Origin of the sequence: Acaryochloris thomasi RCC1774, from assembly GCF_003231495.1 — a bacterium.
Classification (GTDB): Bacteria; Cyanobacteriota; Cyanobacteriia; order Thermosynechococcales; family Thermosynechococcaceae; genus RCC1774.
Window position 1 is genome coordinate 377,790 of record NZ_PQWO01000004.1, and the last position, 18,277, is coordinate 396,066.

Annotated in this window: 13 protein-coding genes; 7 read left to right on the forward strand and 6 right to left on the reverse strand. The window is 50.0% G+C overall.

All coding sequences use genetic code 11. From position 1 onward, the window contains the following. Positions 1-43: 43 nt before the first annotated feature. Positions 44-3,721, reverse strand: coding sequence for a WD40 domain-containing protein (locus C1752_RS09395; protein WP_110985787.1), 3,678 nt, complete (start codon positions 3,719-3,721; stop codon positions 44-46). A 715-nt stretch (positions 3,722-4,436) separates the two neighbouring features. Between C1752_RS09395 and C1752_RS09400 the strand changes: the two genes are divergently transcribed. From C1752_RS09400 to C1752_RS09415, 4 genes are all read left to right on the forward strand, one after another. Continuing rightward, positions 4,437-4,991: a hypothetical protein gene (locus tag C1752_RS09400; RefSeq protein WP_110985788.1), complete on the forward strand. Its 555-nt coding sequence runs from the start codon at positions 4,437-4,439 to the stop codon at positions 4,989-4,991. Between the two features lie 65 nt (positions 4,992-5,056). Continuing rightward, positions 5,057-6,235 (forward strand): hypothetical protein, encoded by a 1,179-nt coding sequence (locus C1752_RS09405; protein ID WP_110985789.1) that lies wholly within the window; start codon positions 5,057-5,059, stop codon positions 6,233-6,235. Between the two features lie 48 nt (positions 6,236-6,283). Beyond that, positions 6,284-7,087, forward strand: coding sequence for a hypothetical protein (locus tag C1752_RS09410; RefSeq protein ID WP_199464335.1), 804 nt, complete (start codon positions 6,284-6,286; stop codon positions 7,085-7,087). A 94-nt stretch (positions 7,088-7,181) separates the two neighbouring features. Then, positions 7,182-8,486 carry an AAA-like domain-containing protein gene (locus C1752_RS09415; RefSeq protein ID WP_110985790.1) on the forward strand — a complete coding sequence of 435 codons (1,305 nt, stop codon included), beginning with the start codon at positions 7,182-7,184 and terminating at the stop codon, positions 8,484-8,486. A 69-nt stretch (positions 8,487-8,555) separates the two neighbouring features. Here C1752_RS09415 and C1752_RS09420 read toward each other — a convergent pair whose 3' ends face one another. From C1752_RS09420 to C1752_RS09430, 3 genes are read right to left on the reverse strand one after another with little or no spacing between them, the layout of a single operon-like run. Then, a complete protein-coding gene (locus C1752_RS09420) occupies positions 8,556-9,251 on the reverse strand; it encodes a cysteine hydrolase family protein (RefSeq protein WP_110985791.1) in 696 nt (231 codons plus the stop codon). A 6-nt stretch (positions 9,252-9,257) separates the two neighbouring features. After that, positions 9,258-10,310, reverse strand: coding sequence for an ABC transporter substrate-binding protein (locus tag C1752_RS09425; RefSeq protein WP_110985792.1), 1,053 nt, complete (start codon positions 10,308-10,310; stop codon positions 9,258-9,260). Beyond that, positions 10,310-11,077: a creatininase gene (locus tag C1752_RS09430; RefSeq protein WP_110985793.1), complete on the reverse strand. Its 768-nt coding sequence runs from the start codon at positions 11,075-11,077 to the stop codon at positions 10,310-10,312. The genes C1752_RS09425 and C1752_RS09430 overlap by 1 nt, the downstream gene beginning before the upstream one ends. Positions 11,078-11,477: 400 nt before the next feature. Here C1752_RS09430 and C1752_RS09435 point away from each other — a divergent pair, with 400 nt between their 5' ends. The 3 genes from C1752_RS09435 to C1752_RS09445 all read left to right on the forward strand — a co-directional run bounded on the left by C1752_RS09435 (position 11,478) and on the right by C1752_RS09445 (position 13,603). Next, positions 11,478-11,879, forward strand: a complete 402-nt coding sequence (locus C1752_RS09435) for a Rid family hydrolase (RefSeq protein WP_158535049.1) — start codon at positions 11,478-11,480, stop codon at positions 11,877-11,879. Between the two features lie 158 nt (positions 11,880-12,037). Next, positions 12,038-12,826 (forward strand): SDR family NAD(P)-dependent oxidoreductase, encoded by a 789-nt coding sequence (locus tag C1752_RS09440; RefSeq protein WP_110985795.1) that lies wholly within the window; start codon positions 12,038-12,040, stop codon positions 12,824-12,826. A 522-nt stretch (positions 12,827-13,348) separates the two neighbouring features. Continuing rightward, on the forward strand, positions 13,349-13,603 hold the full coding sequence (locus C1752_RS09445) for a hypothetical protein (protein WP_110985796.1): 255 nt from the start codon (positions 13,349-13,351) through the stop codon (positions 13,601-13,603). Positions 13,604-13,933: 330 nt separating this feature from the next. On the opposite strand, the gene C1752_RS09450 is transcribed toward C1752_RS09445, so the two are convergent. After that, positions 13,934-14,578 carry a hypothetical protein gene (locus C1752_RS09450; RefSeq protein WP_110985797.1) on the reverse strand — a complete coding sequence of 215 codons (645 nt, stop codon included), beginning with the start codon at positions 14,576-14,578 and terminating at the stop codon, positions 13,934-13,936. Positions 14,579-14,998: 420 nt separating this feature from the next. Next, entirely contained in the window at positions 14,999-18,118 is a 3,120-nt protein-coding gene (locus tag C1752_RS09455; RefSeq protein WP_110985798.1) for an alpha-mannosidase, read from the reverse strand. Positions 18,119-18,277 lie beyond the last annotated feature (159 nt).

Sequence of the window (18,277 nt, forward strand, 5' to 3'; positions counted from 1 at the left end):
CCTTACAATGCCAGATATCGTCGTTTAAAAAATCAAGGAAATTCTAGTTCTCTGCAGAAGCATCGATAGCCCCTAGCTGTTGCAATGTCGAGATTTCAGACTCTGTCAGTCCTTCAACGCCCGCAATATTCATCCCATCATAGGGTTCTTTATTTTTGATAGTCTTCAGGCATTTACCCGTGTTGATTGACCACAAACGAATTGTCTTATCATCACTGCCGCTGGCCAGCGTCCGTCCATCAGGGCTAAACGCAACGGACCAGATGCTATTCATGTGTCCTTTCAAGATATGGACAGGCTCACGCGTCTGAGTGTTCCATAGGCGGACGGTGCGATCGGCGCTACCGCTGGCAATCCACTTTCCATCTGGGCTTACCGCGACGGAGATCACCCAGTTCTCATGGTCTTGGAACACCTGTTCACACGTTCCCGTACTCGTGTCCCAAAGCCTTATTGTTTGGTCCATGCTGCTGCTGACGAGAAAGTCTCCTGTGGGTGAAAAGGCAATGCACCAGAGCCCGCTGGTGTGGCCTTCCCAGGTATCTATGCAGTCGTAGGTATTCAAATCCCAGAGCTTGATAGTGCGATCGTATGAGCCGCTGGCTAGCAGATTCTTCTGAGGATGGAAGGCGACTGAGCTGACCCAATGCCGATGGCCCGTTAGCGTTTGCTGACAGTTGCCCCTGTCTACGTTCCATAGTTTGATGGTCTGATCGGCACTGCCGCTGGCTAAGAGGCTGCCAGATGGGTCAAAAGCAACTGACCAGACCGATTTTGTATGGCCTGAGAAGTGGCAGTGCGATTGCTGCTTATTGAGCTGCCACAGATGCACGTCCCCTTCTTCGTTCCCACTTGCTAATTGCTGTCCGCTGGGGCTGAAGGCTACAGACCAGATTGCCTCCTGCACGCCGCTGAGGGGTTCTGATGCGTTTTCTAGATCAGCAGCCTGCATATCCCATAGATAGATGTTGCGATCGCCCTGTCCGCTCGCAAGCTGACTGCCGTCTGGACTAAACGCCAGTGCCCACACCCAGTTTCCGCTTCCCTGCAGCGACTTTAGGCATTGGCCATTTCCAAGATGCCAAAGCCGCAGAGTGCGATCTTCGCTGCCGCTGGTCAAATAGTTACCGTCTGAACTAAAGGCGACCGACCACACCCAATTGCTATGCCCAGTTAAAACACGCAAACACTGTTGCGTTTGCACATCCCACAAGCGAACCGTTTGGTCTGCGCTACCGCTGGCTAGCTGAGTTCCATCGGGGCTAAAGGCCACCATCCAAATCCAGTTTTGATGACCGTTTAATGTCTGCAGACACTGCCCTGAAGGCATATCCCACAGACGAATGGTTTGGTCCGCACTACCGCTGGCTAGTTGGGTGCCATCGGCGCTAAAGGCCACTGACCATACACCATGCTTGTGATCGATGAGTGTGTTTAGGCATTCACCCGTAGGTGATGCCCATAGCTTGATAGTAGAATCGGCGCTGCCGCTGGCCAGGTAGCCTCCGTTAGGGGCAAACGCAACGGACCAAATGCCGTGCCTATGTCCTTCTAAAACCCGTAGGCATTCACCTGTGTTCACATCCCACAGTCGCACGGTGCGATCGGCGCTACCGCTGGCTAGCAGTTTTCCATCAGGGCTAAAGGCGACCGACATCACCCAGTTCTGATGTCCTTCTAAAATGTGTAGGCACTCACCTGTGTTCACATCCCACAGTCGCACGGTTCGATCAGCGCTAGCGCTGGCTAGCTGCATTCCGTCGGGACTGAACACAACTGAGCACACCCAGTTTTGATGTCCTTCAAACGTAGAGATGTGCGAGCAAATATCGGCAATAGACCCTGGTGATGCGGCGGATGGCAATTGCGATCGCCAAAGCCAGATCTCGCCGTTCGTGTCGCCTGTTGCGAGTGCGTTGTCTTCAGCTCTGAAGGCCATCGCGCGGATGCTGCCGAAGGGCTGATTAAAAATCGAGTCAGACAGATCCGACCCAGAAAAATTGACGTTGTGTAGGGTCAGTCCCTGAAGCGAGGTTTGGCGAAGGGTGAGGTTTGAAAAGTCGTAGCCCTGCAGGTCGATCCCTAGATGATGCAAGAGGGTCAGGACATTGCTGCCTAAATAGCTAAGATCGCGTGTTGGCAGCCTCTGCACTGGCTCAAGACTTGCAGTTAGTGTTGAGGCTAAGGCTTCTGTCGACGACCATTCTGTCTGTAGCTTCGACATAATGGGAGCTAAAATTAGCCGAATTTGAGCTTGATAGATGTGGTCACCACTATTTGCCTTAACTAGCCCGTAAGAACGTAGTTGATCAGGCGTTTGACTGCGAACCTCCTCACAGACTCGGTCAATTAGCTCTCCCGTAAAGTAGTCCATGATCACCGCTTGCTGAGTGATGCGAGAGCCATTTTTTTCCAGCAACGAGCGTCGCTCTAAAGAGTCTATGGCCTGCAACAGCTTGTTAAGCGGCACTGTCTCAACCATATCTAGTTGAAGCGTTCGCCACACCACCGGCTCTCGGTTGACCGCCAGCCAATACATGATGTCCCGCTCCATGGCAGGCAGTCGTTTCATTTGCTGCGCCAGCAGCTGTTTAATATCACCAAAAATGAATAAATCTTGCTGCGCCAGCTCCAAGAAAGCAGAAAGGCTCCCGTCGAAGTAGTCTCTGACTGACGCTGCGATAATCTTGAGGGCAAGTGGATTGCCACTATAGACTTTTACGAGCTGATTCCACTCAGCCTCAGTGCCTATAAATGGGCTATTGACTTGGCCGGTTGCATGGATCAGCGCTTGCCCTTCAGCCGTAGAAAGGCCTGAGAGCTGCAAGCTGCGGATCGGAGATGTTTCGCCAACTTGAACTGAGATCTCCTTGGGTAGCTCACGCGAGGTCAGCAAAATGCTGCTGTTATGGTCGGTTTCACTCAGGGTTCTAAGCAGTTGACCATAGCCTTCATATCCTGAGAGGTAAGTACCTGCACGATCGCCTTCCCCAAAAAGCGATTCAATATTGTCAAGAACAATTAAGCAGCGCTCATTACGCAGGCAGTTCATCAGCTGTAACAGCTGAGCGTCAAAACTTTCAGCGACTTCATTGCCAATTAGATGAACCGTTGGCCGCTCTATAAAAAAGTTAAGAATGCTCGCTAGTATCTCTTGAACCGGCGGTGCATTTTTCAGACTGCGCCATATTAAATAGTCAAAACGATCTGCGACGCGATGCGCCAGCTTTGCACTCAGTGTCGTCTTCCCAATGCCGCCGATGCCACAGAGCGCCACAAGACGACATCGCTCCTGAACAAGCCAACCTTCTAAGGTTGCTAGCGTCTGCTCACGCCCAAAGAAGACAGAACTATCAATCGCTTCACCCCAGTCTTGAGTGTCTTGGGATGCAGATGCTTGCTCCGTATTGCGCTGAGCAGAGTCCTCTCTAGCACTGTCTTTAGCAGTTTGGCGATTTTCTCTCTGGACAATCGGTGAGCTAGTTTTTTTCGGTAGCTCCAGGTCTAAATCGGCTATTTCTTCCCATTCTAGATTGAGCACTGTGCAGAGTTCGGTGAATGTGGCAAAGTCTACGGGTTTACCACTTAAGAATTTTTTGACGGTTGCTAGAGAATAGCCCGCTCTTTCAGATACAGCACGCTGAGTCAGAAACCCGTTGCGCTTAATAGCGATCCGAAGGGTCTGCAAACGACCTTGATGGGCTTTCAGCGAACGGGGCATGGCTATTTAACCTAGGTGGAATTTGAAGAAAACGATAAGAAGTGGCTAAGTATTTATCAGGGCTAGGTCGCAACATCATGCATTGATTCTGTTGCAATCATCAAAACAGACACTAATTATAGTGTTGCCGTATCCAAGCTTCAAAGCCAGACATAGCATTTCCTAAAATCCCTGCAACAGGACCCTACAGTCCGCGTTGGCTTCAGGGCAGCGGCCAAAAATCTGCTTTAGAGATCGTGGCTAATAAATGATGGGCATCACTGCAGGTCCAGAGGAGTTGGATTAGGTTTGCGAAGGCCGACCGGAGGTCATCGCATCTCCAGACTGTAGCTAACTTGGATCAAAATGAATATGCGTCTCGGTTTGAGCGAAAGGTTGTAGATCAGACACCTCTGAAACATTAACGCATTTAGCACCGCTCTCTTGTCGCGCATTGGGAGCCTAGCCCCGCGTTGAGTGATGAAAGGTGGGTGTTCCGGCTTCTAGCTGGCTTCTAGCTGGAGATGGACCAACAGCGGACAACGTCTCTTGTTCTCGCGACGTAGACCTTCGCCCAATGAAACCCAATGTTCTTGCTTAGCCCTCCACAAACTAGGCTTGTGACACCCTATTTTGTCCCATTGAGGTTTCTTCTTAGTTCTACGAAGATTGAGATTGTCAAGCGAATATATCAATTCGACTCCACCAATCTTTATTTATAACTAGGACAAATAGGATGAAAACATCTCAAGTAATCGCTCATAATCTAGTCAAAAAAGGTTTGCTTCTCACTGCAACTACCGCTTTAAGTCTGGCTGCAGTTACAACTTTCACCCATGCACCGGCCCATGCTTTTTGCATTGAGCTACCCGGACTCAGGCTCGGGTGCGACGGTGGCACAACACCCATTACTCCTCCCTCAGTACCCAAATATTCTGTTGCTCAGAAGAACCCGCATACCCGAAGTGTTGTGCAACGTTTTGGCCCCGTTGACAAACTGAAAGTCAACGATCTGATTGAAGTCGCACTGGAGACCGTTCGTTCTCAGGGAGGTGGCTTCGGTCGTCGCCGAGAAATTATTGCAGAGAATGAAACCCTTGAAAATCCACAACGATCTGTGGTCACGATTACGGAAGAAGGATTTGCCGATGACTCTGTCCGAGGCCACCGATATACGCTTCAGTTGCAGAAAGATGCTGATGGGAACTGGGTCGTTGCTGACCTGCAGAAGTCATGGGTTTGCCAGTCTGGTCGCGGATCTCAAGTTTACGCTCAAGAACTTTGTCATTAAATTCAGGCTCTTCGGCTTCAAGGTTGGTGAGCCTGTGAAATCAACGCAATTATTAGGTTTATCTCATGAAAAATAATCAGTTTAGAATTCTCGGGGCTGTTATTCTCTGCAGCAGTCTGCTCTCTTGCAAATCGATTGAAGCGAAGCAATCAACTCAACTGCAAACGCCTACTGCAGAATCAGCGACAGCCCAATCCTCCGAGGATACAGCAGAGTCTGTAGCACTAACGCTACCGTCAGGTCAGCCTGCTACGCGACTGGTGGACGATCTGCAAAAGTCGGTTATTTTTAATCAAATTCTGCAGCAGAAGCAAAAGCTGGGGCTTTGTCAAGACAGTATTGACCACACAGAACCAAGGGCGACTGAGGTCTTTAGCAACGGTCAAGGTCAATATCTAGTCAATGTTTTATGTTTCACGGCGGCTTACCAAGGGGCCTATGAATTTATTTTGGTTGAGGGCGTCAATAATCAGTTTGAGATCAAACATTCAGGTCTCTCGCTAGCTGGGTATCCAACATTGGATAAAAAGACAAATGTTTTATACAACGATTACAAGCTCAACGGTGCAGGGAGCTGCATTCAGTCTTCGCAACACCACTGGGATGGTTATCAGCTGAAACTGGTTTCCTCTGTTTTTGAAGATGGTGTAGAGAACGGCTGCAAAGATTTGGGGGTGCGATCGCCCTCTGCAGACAAGCTCATTACCGCGACAAGCGTTGGTCCCGCTAAGCTGGGAATGACGTTGGCAGAGCTTCGGCAAGTCTTGCCTTCTAATGCCAAACTTGAACCTACTCAGTTAGGTGTTGATTTGCCCTCTGGGGCAAGAGTGAGTTTCGGTGGAGAGGTCCAGTATGATCTAGCCTTCGATTCTGAGAATGCTAAGACATCTCCTATTTTTGATCAGTCTAGGATTAAGTGGATTATTGCTCGAAATCCTTTGTACCAGACGGCAGAAGGTGTTGGTCCTGGAACGCTGCTCAAAGAGGCCGTCTCGCATTACGGTGCTGCAACATTGGCCTATAACTATGAGAGTGAAAGCCGTGAATCTATCGATTTTGCGAAGGGGCCATTCTCTACAACTTCGGGGACAAGAGTTTGGATTCGCTCTAATCAATGGACGCTGACTGATTTTGCGGGTCTCTATCCCGAGGACGAACAGCGGGCTAGCTATCAGCAAACGCAAAACTACCGCGATCACGCAGCAATTGGGTCCATTGCAATTTATCAGTCTCCTGCCCACTGAGCGGGTGGCAATAATTGCTCCCTTTAAGTCCTATCCATCTCAAAACCAATGAAAATAACGTCTAAAGCAATTCTTTGGCTGCTAACGCCAGCTACTCTGTTGACCTGTCTTTCTCCAGCCCAGGCAAACTGCAGCGATCGCATCGCTGACATCACATTAGTTCGTCCCGTAATGGAGAGGGTGTGGAACGAGCTTGAGACTGCAACCCAATATAGTTGGGGAACAGAACGGCCCTACGGAGAACTCAGTGAAAATCGCATTACCTTGACCCCTGAGTTTGAGCGCTTGACGGGGCCACAGAAAAAACAGGTTCTAGATCGCCTGTACCTGGAGTACGACAGTAACTGGTTTGACCTGCTAACGCCTCAAGAGCAAACCGACGCCCTGAAGCATCCTGGGATTGGTGCTCTCTCACCCTACGAGGTGTACACCTACGATGGTCGGCTGATTTCTGTGCCCTATGACGGCTGTACCCGCACGACGCTAATGACAGAAAAAGCTCGCTACAGCTACTATTTCCAAAGGCTAATCAAGAATAGTCCAGCATCCCAGCAAAACGTCACCGCTGAAATGCTGAGAAACGCCGACCAACCTCATTGGCGCAATGTAAGCATTCCGATTACTGCAGCAGCAGAGCAATCAGTGCGCATGAAGTTCTGGCAAACGATAGGGATTCAACGAGCCGCGCAGGAATGGTGGATCGCGTGGGTTCCTGAGCAGGGCTACTTTGAGATCAACGTACCCGCGAACGATTCGCGACTCCAGAACTTTTGGACGATGGCTCCTCGGCAGTATCGATATGCAGTCGTGACAGCAGACGGGACATTGGAGCAGCTCAAGAAGTTTGACTAGTTGGAGGTGCCGCCTGGGGGCGTTGAGATTCTACTAGGCGTTCAGATATAAGGGGCTATGATGGGTCCAGGGGTTTCGGGACTCAACGTTTTAGATGGATTTAGGATCTGAATTTACATGGGCGATCGCAAAGCAGATCGCAGATCGCCTCATGTTTGACAGCACCAGCAGATACCTGAGCGACGTCGAAATCTTAGTTTTACAAGGTTCCTGGGAAGGCAAGAGCTATAGCGATATTGCTGAACAGTATGGCTACTCAACGGAATACATCAATAGCGATGTGGGTTTTACGCTCTGGAGTAAACTCTCTCAGGCTAGCGGCGAAAAAGTCACCAAGCGAAACTTCCGAGGGGCGCTGGAGCGACAGTGGTTAGCATCAGCACCGACTCCCCGGCCCTCTGCGTCTGAAGTCTCGAAGCCCGAGCCTTTGTATCTGGAGCGTCCCCCAACTGAGGCTCAGTGCTTTGAAGCGATTTTGAAGCCCGGTGCCTTGATTCGGATTAAAGCCCCGAAAAAGATGGGAAAAACTTGGCTGCTGGAGCACATTCTTAGCTACGCTCAGCAGCAGGATTACCATACTGTTCCGATTAATTTGATGCGGATTGAAGAGGCGGTACTCCAGGATCTAGATCGCTTTTTGAAGTTTTTCAGCAGTCGAGTCACTCGGAAACTCAAGCTCGATAGTTCCATTGATGACTATTGGGATGAAGGGTTGGGCAGCAACACGAGCTGCACCGAATATTTTGAGGAATGTATTTTAGAGAGTTGCGATCGCCCCATCGTCTTAGCCCTCGACAACGCCGATCGCCTATTTCCCTACGGAGAAGTGGCCTCTAATTTCTTCAGTTTGCTGAGAGCCTGGTATGAAGATGCGCGAATTATCGAAGACTGGCAAAAGTTGCGCCTGGTGATGGCCCACTCCACCGATGTATATCCAACGCTGAACGTTAATCGCTCACCGTTCAATGTGGGGCTGGCAGTTGAGCTAGCTGAGTTTACTGACGATCAAGCTGCATCACTGGTCGAAGGACAACTATCGACGGGCGATCTCCAGACGTTAACCGAAATGGTGGGGGGGCATCCTTATCTAATTCAGCAGGCGATTGAGTATCTGAAGGTGCAGCCGGATGGCAGCATCAAGACTTTGATGGAGATAGCGCCCACTGAGGCCGGTCCCTATGCTCAGCATCTGCGGGACTTATGGTCGCACTTGCAGGCGCATCCTGAACTTGCGATCGCAATGAAAACAGTCGCGCAAGCATCAGAGCCGGTACGGATCAAGCCAGAGCAGGGGTTCATGCTGCATAGTTTGGGATTGGTGCGGCTGAAGGGGAATGAGGTTGAGGTGCGATGTACATTGTATAAGCTGTATTTTTGCGATCGCCTTGAAGACTTGTGATTAGGAGCGCAGTGAAACGTTTTTTCATCTGCATCTGATGTCAGCGAAGTGATGGTAAGCCCCTGGCTCTCAGTTAACCTTTTGCAATTCTGCCGAAGTGCTGACCCAGCCCACAGCTCCCTGTTCACTCAGCAGAACGTCAACCGCAGCCTGATGCTCTGCTTCACTGAACGCTGCACAGCAATCCTCAAGCAGTAGGGCATAAAACCCCAAGTCGCTGGCCTGACGGTAGGTACCCAAGACACAGCATTGTGTGGTTACGCCGGTTATGAGGAGATGGGTGATGTTGCGACTCCGCAATCCCTCTTCCAACTCAGTCCCGACAAAAGCAGACTGAGCCGGTTTATCCAAAACCCAATCTTCAGCAGCGGGTTGCAGTTCGTCTAAGATCTCTGTCCCCGCTTCCCCCTGCACTAAGAAGCGCCCTAGCTGACCCGCACTACCCACGGGATAGCCTGCATTCTGATATCGCAGTCGCTTGCTAGGAGAAAGATCCGAACCGTCAGGGTGATGACTTTCGCGGGTATAGATAATAGGGACAGTTCGCTGTCTCGCCCAATCTAATACGGCCTGAATCTTAGGAATAATGGCCTGTGCAGCAGTGAGATCAGCTCCCAACACAGACCCTGAAAACCCGTCTGGATGGCAAAAATCCTTTTGCATATCGATAACGAGCAGAGCTGTCTGGGACAGGCAAAGCGGAAACGGATGGGGGTGGCTAGTGACCCTCACCCAATCAGTAGGAATCTTGGTGCTCCCTATCACAGTTGGTTAGCCTAACGCTTTGACGAACTGCGGGTCCAATACATCGGTAAAATCAGGCTCTTTAGGAATTTGTCCCTGCTCTTTGAGAAACTTCGCTAGCTCCTGCATGGGTTTGAGCATATAGTCCGGGCTATCAGGATTGCCCAGCATCTCAATGTTGGTAGCTACATCGGGCATTTGAATTCCCTGGAGCTGTTCATCCAACTCTTCAGGGGTAATCTTGAGCTGTTTTGCCATGATGGCAAGCCCCTCTTCCCGGTTGCTGTTCAGGAACTCTAAGCCTTTGAAGTTGCCTTCGACAAAGGCGGCAACGGCTTCGGGGTTGGCTTCGGTGTACTTTGCGCTGAAGATGTATAAGTCTGCGATCGCAGTCGGCATTTGCTTCGATGTATAAATGCTGCGTCCGTCTTTCTGAGCCGCGTTGGCCTTATCGCTGAACGGAGAGTATGTATACACAATATCCAAGTTGCCCGCCTGGTAGGCTGCCGCCGCTGCATCCGGTGGCGTGTTAACCAAGGTGACATCCTGCTCCGTCAAGCCTGCCTCTGCCAAAACCTGAAGCACAAAGAAGTGACCAATACCGCCCAGTTCAACGCCAATTTGCTGACCCTTAAAATCCTGAATGCTGCCGATTTTGTTGCGAGCCAGAATGGCGTCGGCACCGATGGATGTATCTTCAACAGTGACGACCTTGAAGTCCACATCCTTGGCTGCCAATAGAACTGCTTCAGAGGTCACAGGAGCCAAGCCATCTAGCTGCCCTGCAATAAAGCTAGAGAAGCCTTGAGCCACGGTATCAAAGACCTTGAGTTCTAGATCAAGACCCAGTTCTTTGAAGAATCCTTTCTCTAGGGCAATGTAGGCGGGTGTGTTGCCAATCCAGGTGGTTATCCCCATGACGGCCTTCATTGAGTCTCCCGTGGCCACATCCGGTGCGGTTTCGCTGTCAGCAGAAGTCTCAGGGGATGAACCACAGGCATGGAGCCCGACACCTGCGATCGCACCTGTCATGAGCCAAAGAACATTGCGGCGGGTCCAATTTCGAGATGGAATATTCATCAGCAGTTCACTCCTCTATTTTGAAACTCAGCTTTAACGGCAACAGCGATGCGATCGGCCACTTGAGTCGCGATCAATTCACCTTTGGCAGCAGTGGCACCCTGGGCAGACGAGAGCACTCCTGAGAGCGGCACCCAGTCCTGGCAAGTGGGGTACAGGTCATAGGGCGGGAAATCAACAGGGTCAATGTCAGGAATCAGGTCCAGCTTCACTAGCTCTGGGTAGAAATGCAGCATCAGGGAGGTCTCAATCACAGCCGCATGTTCTAAAGCAAAGCCCGGAAACCCTTTGGGGAATACGGTCGCCAGGGTCTCTTCAGTACAGAAGTCCCAATACTCAAGGCGCATAATCTTCAGAGGCGTTGAGGCACCCACATCCCGCAGCGCTAGGTCGATGCCTTCGGTGAGGAACCACTGGTTTTCATAATGTCCATCGACAATCACTAGATTCGTGATGCCTTGGCGGGCAAATTCGCGCACGAGGTCACGGGTGATTTGACTGAGGCTGTGACCGTCGAGGCTAGTGGTGCCGGGAAAATGTTGACCGCCGCCGGATTTGGGCTGGGATTTGTAACCGTAGCTGAGGGGCGGGGCAACGAGGCCGTTGACGCGCTTTGCGATTGTGGTTGCGATCGCACCACTCAGCAACCCATCAGTCCCTAAAGGCAAATGAGGACCATGCTGCTCTAGTGCGCCACAGGGTAAAAAAACAACCAGATCGTTTTCCTGTAGTCGAGCTTGATACTCGACCCAACTCAGGGTGTTCATTTGCACTGAAGTCACAGCAGATGCCCAGCTCACGGGTGATTGGTAACTTCTTAACCTGTTATGACATCAGGCAATTGTAGTATGAGGCACAGTTAGGTTAATTGCATGGTGAGGAAACCCAGTTTTTCATTCCATAGAAGCAATAGATCTAGCGACCCGGTGTCGATTCTGTCTGAGTTCGCAGACGTATAAAGTAGAGAAACAATCAGAGTTGAGATCCGCTTCAAGAAGATTTTGTTCTTGGGGGTCGCATTCCTTCGATACCCTCTAACATGTGTTTTGGAGCGGATTGAAGAAAGATCTTAGTGTGGTCCCAGAAATGCTGGCAACCGCTCAATACGACCGTTGTGCCTGCTCTATCAAAAAATTCAACTGTCTAACGAATCAAGGGTATTCAGTCATGCAACCGCAATGGATCAAAACCGATCATCACAAAGCTACCTACGAAGCCTTTGATTACGTTCCCGGCGTGACAGCATCTGGCAACTTTGCCTTCATTTCCGGTCAGGTTGGGGTGGAAGAAGACGGTGGCGTGAGTGATAATTCGGAAACGCAGATCGTGCGTGCCTTTGCCAATCTGGGAGAGATTCTCAAGGCTGTTCCCGCTAACCCACGGGATGTTGTCGATATCACAACCTATCATGTCGGCTTACGGGAGCATTTGCCGTTAGTAAGTGCAGAGAAAAAGAAGTTCTTTGGCGATTGGAATCCAGCTTGGACGGCCATTGGCATCACCGATCTGGCCATCGAAGGGCTGATCCTAGAGATTCGCGCTGTCGTGCTTTTGCCGTCTATGGGTTAGGGCTGTCAGAGAATCAAGTGGTGTAGGCAGAAAAATAAGACTGATGAGGTGCCCAAGCTAGTACTCGGTATGACTAAACATTCAGTTCAACAGGTGTAGAATCGCCCAACAAGTCACTACCATAAGGTGAATCGTACTGTGGATGGACATAACGATCTATGGGAAAACTCGATGGTAAAGTCGCTCTGATTACGGGCATCGGCTCTGGGATTGGTCGAGCTGCGGCTCAACTTTTCTGTGAAGCCGGGGCCACCGTTTTTGGCGTAGATCATAATTCTGACCTTGGTGCCTCTGTCGCTGAAGATCTGGAATCTTGGGGCGATCGCTTTCACTTTCATCCGGCTGACTTGTCCCAAGAAAGAGATTGTATACAGGTGGTCGAAGAATGTCAGAGATTGTGTGATGGCCGCAGGCCGGTCGGAGACCCTCGCATCGATATCCTATACAATAATGCAGGTATATCCATCATTGCCCCCTTCACTGAGACCGATAGCGCTACGTTGACAAAGATCATGGCCGTCAACTTTCAGGCTGTTTATCTGCTGTGCCAGCAGGTGCTGCCAATTATGCAGGCCCAAGGAAGTGGCGTAATTATTAATACCGCCTCTGAACTTGCGATCGTGGCTCAGCCACTCTATGCCGCCTACTGCGCCAGCAAAGGAGCCGTCCTGTCTCTGACCCGCGCCCTAGCCCTTGAATACGCACAGGACAATATCCGTATTAATGCTCTTTGTCCCGGCCCTGTTGACACACCCATGCTGCAGCAAGAGTTTGAACAAGCTGAGTCCCCCACCCAAGCCAGATCTGCCGGAATAGAAACCATACCCATTGGACGTTTAGGATATCCAGAAGAAATTGCGCAAGTGGCACTATACCTAGCAAGCGATGCTCCAGCATTGCTACATGGTGCATCGCTTGTTGTAGATGGCGGAAAAACGATTTTGTGACATCCCAAAACTTTCAATGAGTTTCAATGCTTACTGCATGCCTGAGCTTGCAAGACATTCACTGTTCACTTGAGCTTGTGCTGCTAATCTAGCCGAGCAGAGTCATCGGTCCGTCAAGCATCGATCTTTCCCAATTCTAGGTTTTGGTGACTTTAAGGCCGCAGGTCGGGTCTGTCGAGTGATTGATGAAGTGGATAACTTTGGAGACTGCGCAGCCAAATGGCAGAATTTGTGTGTCTATCTGACTGTAGAGCGAGGTTTACGAAAGGAGTTGAGGAATTGGAGGGATTGTGCCAAGCTGCCTAGTCCAATAGAGGTAAAGTTTTCGGCTCTCAAGCTCCTCTTATAAGTTTTGGCTACTCAGTGCCTGCAGATCGTTTCGACCTCTCACCCAATGCTCAGGTTAATTTCAGTGAGGCTATGGTTTGCGTTTAGAGGCGTTTCAGGTTGCCCCATCATGCTTAGAGGCAAGACAGGTGAGCTGACAAAACAACAGGCTCACTCCATGAACTGGAGATAGACATGACTTTCGAACATAGCCTGACGCATCCTCTGCAATCCCTTGGGCAATTAGCCGCGCTTGCACAGCATCACTTTAAAGAGTGGGTGCGGCGAGAAATTATCGATGATGATCCTTTTGAAGTCGAAATCTGGAGCGATGGAGAGTTCGTCGTTGCTGAGTGTGAGAACATCTCATACTATGAAAGCGTCGCAGAGCTTGAACCTGACAAATATCTTGAGTACATCCAGACAGAACTGGAGCTGTACTTAAAGTGATGCATCGAGCTATTCGCTCCACCCCCGCAGCGTTAAATCAGGCTGACTAAGCTGCGCTAACGCTGCACCTTGGCCCTATACAACGGCCCAATGAAGAGCAGGTGCTTTCGATGCTCTTGGGGCGAGGCTTCTGTACTTTGCTGATTTACTGAGCTGAAATTCACGTAAAAGAAAAGGGTTGAGTGCTAGATAATCTTTTTAGTAGAAGAATCGGGGATGAACTGTTAAAGACAGAACAATCCATCCCGTTCTCAGTCATTTTCACTTTTTTAAAGTTCTATACATTGATGCCCTTCACTGTGGTCTATTACGGAAGGCAACATCATCGGGTTACTCTCGCTTCGAAAATTCGAACAAACTCCCTCCGCTGGCGGTCGGTATAGAATAGGCAATTTGGTCTAGCTTTTGATTTCCCGAGAGCGCTAAATCTGCTTTTCGATCAATCGTTCCATCAGGGTTAGTTGGCACATCTAACTGATAAAATGTACCCCGCTGCTCTGGCGTCAATAAGACTTTAGCCGGTCGATGACAATCTTCAGATGATTGAAGGACGTTAGCTTCGACATATCCCCGAATTTCAATCTCACTTGTATTTAGTGGTTTGAGCAGCAGAAAAGGATTCGGTTGCACTAGAAGTAAACCCGTATCATGAGGGAGAAGCTTTACCATAATTGAATGGGTATTCGCATCTACTGCAGTAATCGTAACGGGTTGATTTACACCCTCTGAGTCAAAGAAAGAGCTGGCGGTCATAGACTCAAAGCTGTCTTCATCATTAGCTGCATTCGTTTCTACCGTGAATAGAATATCCAATAAGAGACTTCTATCCTCTAAGTTTGAAATCGTCAGAAAATACCCTTGTAATATACTTCTACTAACGGGTTCAAATACTTCTAAGTCAGCAGGAGGAACTCCCATAATTTCTCTAGGTAACTGTGAGGCATTGAGAAGCAATTCGAAGGTTGACAAAAGCATAGTAACCTCTTTCTTTAATGTTAAAAATAGAAATCCTCTAGCAAGAAAAGGCACTCTTGCTAGTATGCAGAAAATGCTAAATAGGCTGGATGACTTATTCCTAAAGGAAAAGTTGGGCTTCTTCTATGAAAGAAAACTCATGGTTCATTTTTTGCTTGAGTAGTTTATGCAAAAATGGCCCAAGGTATCTTAAATATAGTCTTGTTCCCCTGTGAGATTTATATTCTCGAATCTATTTAATAACCTATTGTTTTCATGTCTCTATTGCCGTGTAAATATATGCACGCTGTTACAAAAATAAATGACAATAGGATCGATGTTTTTTGATGTTTATGGCTGTTCTAAATGGCTCCAAGTGATGTCTTGGCCTTGAAAGATAACAGCTACAAGAAAAATGGGATTAGATGAAATCTAGCAAACTTACTTGGGTTCAATCTTGGGTTCGGTATCCAGTACCCAAGAACAAATTTGCCAAGGTCTAACTCTAAGCGGTTGCTTAACTTGAGTTAGGGGGCGCTCTAATAAATCAACTGACTGCTGAACCGTCAACTTGAGAGAGTTATTGCACTGCATCTGAGCAAATTCGCCGTGACACTCATAACAGCGCAGAATTAACTGCCCAGGAATGCTTTCATCCGGCTTAACTGCCATTAGGATTAGATTTTCTGCCTCTAAAGAGAGGAACTGTCCCAATGGTGAGAGTTGAGTGCTAGATGAAATAGGGGCGGTTGGCAGTACCGTTGCCCGCAACCCTCGGTTCAGCTCATAGCCACGATGGACCGTGTGTGCGGATTGCCAAGTTCCTTCATGGATATACAACGTATACGTGAATTGATGATGACCGCGATCGCAACCCAAATCCGGCCAGTTGGGACTCCGCAGCAGCGTCAGCCGGAGCTGGTCAGGCTGAGCGTCATAGCCATACTTACAATCATTGAGCAAACTGACGCCATAGCTTCGATCCGATAGATCAGCCCAATGAAGTGCAGGCACCTCCCACTTCGCTTGCTCGGCTTCGCTGAGGGGCTTGGGGTTCGGCAACGTCGGTCGCTTAATGGCACCACAGGGAATTTCGTAGGTGGCAAACTCTGACTGCACCGTCAGCGGGAATGCGGCTTTCACCAATACCTGTCGCTCCTGCCAATCCACCGTAGTCTCTATTTTCAGTAAGGGAGCATTCTGCTCTAGCACGTAGTCCTGGCAAAACTGAGATTGGCCGATGGAGCGTATCACCCGAATACTCTGCCGTAGCGGTCCAATACTCACCCACTCAATCGACTCTAGTTTGGCTCCAGGCAGTTGATGATTGGCGTAGTCAGGATCAATATTCCAGGCATCCCAATATTGGCCTTGGTCGGTAAAAAACTGCAGGTGATTGCCGGGACCAGAGAGGACTTGCCGCTGGTTTTGCTTGTCATAGACCTGCTCTAGATCGCCTGTTTCAGGGCTGACGGTGACTTTCAATACCGCATTCTCAAGTACCCAATCTTCAGGAATAGACCGTTCCTCGGGTGGAGCATCGGTGGGGCAAAGCCAGTAGAGCTGATAGCCCACGCTGGGGATATCGGTAGCCGTAAACAAGAGGGTGTTTTCCCGGTGATGCTGGCTAGGGACAACGGCACCCGTGCAATCTTTGATTTGCCATTGGCTGGGGGCTGCTGGGAGCTGAACGCTCGCTAGTTCTGAACGCTGCCAGTTTAGAGAGTTGAAGACGATAATCGGAACTGCATCTGTGGTCGGTGGCGTGGGCAAATTGATTTGAGATGAGATCGCATCCAAAGCCCCATCAATACACTGCATCGCCGTCTGCTCCGCCGCTTCCCAGTCTCGGTTGGCGTCTTCAAACACTTCAGGGATAGCCGAACCGGGCAAAATGTCGTGAAACTGATTAAACAAAACCTTTTTCCAGGCTTGCTCTAATTCTGCCTTTGGATAGGGGCAGTCGGTGAGGAGGGTTGCGATCGAGCTAAACAGCTCTGCTTCCGTCAGTAAATGCTCACAGCGACGGTTGTAGCGCTTCTGATCGGCATGGCTCGTATAGCAGCCCCGATGGAATTCTAGGTATAGCTCATCATCCCAAACCGGTACATCTTGGGCTTCCGCTTCTACCTGCCGACAGAGCTGCTCCGCCGTTGTCGGCTCAAGCTGTGGAAAAACTGGGGATTGCTGCCACCGCCGCGCCACTTCTAGCATATCCTTCGTGGGTCCACCGCCGTGATCCCCTACCCCAGGGAGCCAGAGACAGTTTTCCACACCTGTGGATAACTCCCACCTTTGCGCGTAATCGGCCATCTTCACCGGGGTAATACTCTCACCAATGGGCGGCAGCGTGAGGCTGAAAATTTCAGTGCCGTCGGGCGACTTCCATTTAAAAATCTCGTAGGGAAACTCAGTTGTATCGTTCCAGCGAAGCTTTTGGGTGACGAAATAGTCGATGCCGCCCTGCTTCAGAATTTGAGGCAACTGCCAGCAAAAGCCGAAACTGTCCGGTAGCCAAGCGGTGGCGCTGAGCACTCCGAATTTTTCCTGAGCATAGCGTTGACCATAGAGAACCTGCCGGACCAGCGCTTCGCCGCTAATCAGGTTGAATTCTGGCTCAATCCACAGTCCAGCAGCGATCTCCCAACTGCCCTCGGTGACGCGCTCTTTGATTTGCTGAAAAATCTCTGGGCGGTTGTCTTCCATCCAGGCATAAAGTGCCGGAGAAGAGTGGCAGTAGATTAGCTCCGGGAATTCAGCTTGGAGCTTAAGAACAGATTTGAAGGTGCGTTCGGCAGCCTCCCAGGTTTCGGCCACCGGCCACAGCCAAGCCATATCGAGGTGGGCATGACCAATCCAGTTGATGCGTTTTTGCTTAAGCCACGACTGCCAGGGTTCCAGGGCTTGGCGTAGCTGATGCAGGTTCTCGCTCAGTGCTGTTGGATCTTTCAGGAGAGTCCAGTCAATTGTTTGAGCGGCTTCTGATAGTTTGGGCAGATCTTCAGGCTTGAAGGTGGTCAGGTAGCTGTGGAGAACCTCTAGTTCGTCGGCCACCATTCCAGGGTCGATGAGGTTTGGGGGTTCGTAGATGAGTTGAGATCGCACCAGCGCCCCCGGATCATGTCCTGGGCTCACCAGCCGCAATGCGACAGAAATTGCATCCCCTGGCGTGACCTTCTGGCTGAGTAAAATACGGCCAAAGCAATCATAGAGATCACCCTCCTGCACTCGCTTGCCATTGACAAAGATCTCTGCGACCTCAGCCCACCACCTTAGATCTAACCGAAGAATGCAGTCCTTTAGCGGGTAGATCTGGAGTGCTGATGGAACAACGATAGTTTGACCTAGCCACAGAATCTGCTGGCTCGCGGGCCAAGCGATGTGTTCTCGATCGTTGAGTGTCGCCTGCTCCCAAGAACTCCAGTGCTCAGCACTCAGCGACTCAGAATGGGGCAAATCACCTGAGCGAATGCCCCAACTTGTTTGGATATCTCGGTGGGTGAGTGCTCTGAGCTTTTGTGCTGCATCGTGTACGGTGCTTTGTACTGCAGTTGACGGCATACTGAGTTCCTGAGAAAATTTTGCCTCATTTTCCTCCAACCGTAGCAGAGCTGATGCAATCGTACAGCCATATCTATAAGGATCGAGCCAACTGGGCTCGATAAGTGGTTACTAGATCTGCAACCAACACTCTGATATTGCGTCCATTGCATCATACTC

Excerpts from the sequence above, each read along its gene's own strand:
- C1752_RS09395 (WP_110985787.1), bottom strand. The coding sequence starts at position 3,721 with ATGCCCCGTTCGCTGAAAGCCCATCAAGGTCGTTTGCAGACCCTTCGG.
- C1752_RS09400 (WP_110985788.1), top strand. The coding sequence starts at position 4,437 with ATGAAAACATCTCAAGTAATCGCTCATAATCTAGTCAAAAAAGGTTTG.
- C1752_RS09405 (WP_110985789.1), top strand. The coding sequence starts at position 5,057 with ATGAAAAATAATCAGTTTAGAATTCTCGGGGCTGTTATTCTCTGCAGC.
- C1752_RS09410 (WP_199464335.1), top strand. The coding sequence starts at position 6,284 with ATGAAAATAACGTCTAAAGCAATTCTTTGGCTGCTAACGCCAGCTACT.
- C1752_RS09415 (WP_110985790.1), top strand. The coding sequence starts at position 7,182 with ATGGATTTAGGATCTGAATTTACATGGGCGATCGCAAAGCAGATCGCA.
- C1752_RS09425 (WP_110985792.1), bottom strand. The coding sequence starts at position 10,310 with ATGAATATTCCATCTCGAAATTGGACCCGCCGCAATGTTCTTTGGCTC.
- C1752_RS09430 (WP_110985793.1), bottom strand. The coding sequence starts at position 11,077 with ATGAACACCCTGAGTTGGGTCGAGTATCAAGCTCGACTACAGGAAAAC.
- C1752_RS09435 (WP_158535049.1), top strand. The coding sequence starts at position 11,478 with ATGCAACCGCAATGGATCAAAACCGATCATCACAAAGCTACCTACGAA.
- C1752_RS09440 (WP_110985795.1), top strand. The coding sequence starts at position 12,038 with ATGGGAAAACTCGATGGTAAAGTCGCTCTGATTACGGGCATCGGCTCT.
- C1752_RS09445 (WP_110985796.1), top strand. The coding sequence starts at position 13,349 with ATGACTTTCGAACATAGCCTGACGCATCCTCTGCAATCCCTTGGGCAA.
- C1752_RS09450 (WP_110985797.1), bottom strand. The coding sequence starts at position 14,578 with ATGCTTTTGTCAACCTTCGAATTGCTTCTCAATGCCTCACAGTTACCT.
- C1752_RS09455 (WP_110985798.1), bottom strand. The coding sequence starts at position 18,118 with ATGCCGTCAACTGCAGTACAAAGCACCGTACACGATGCAGCACAAAAG.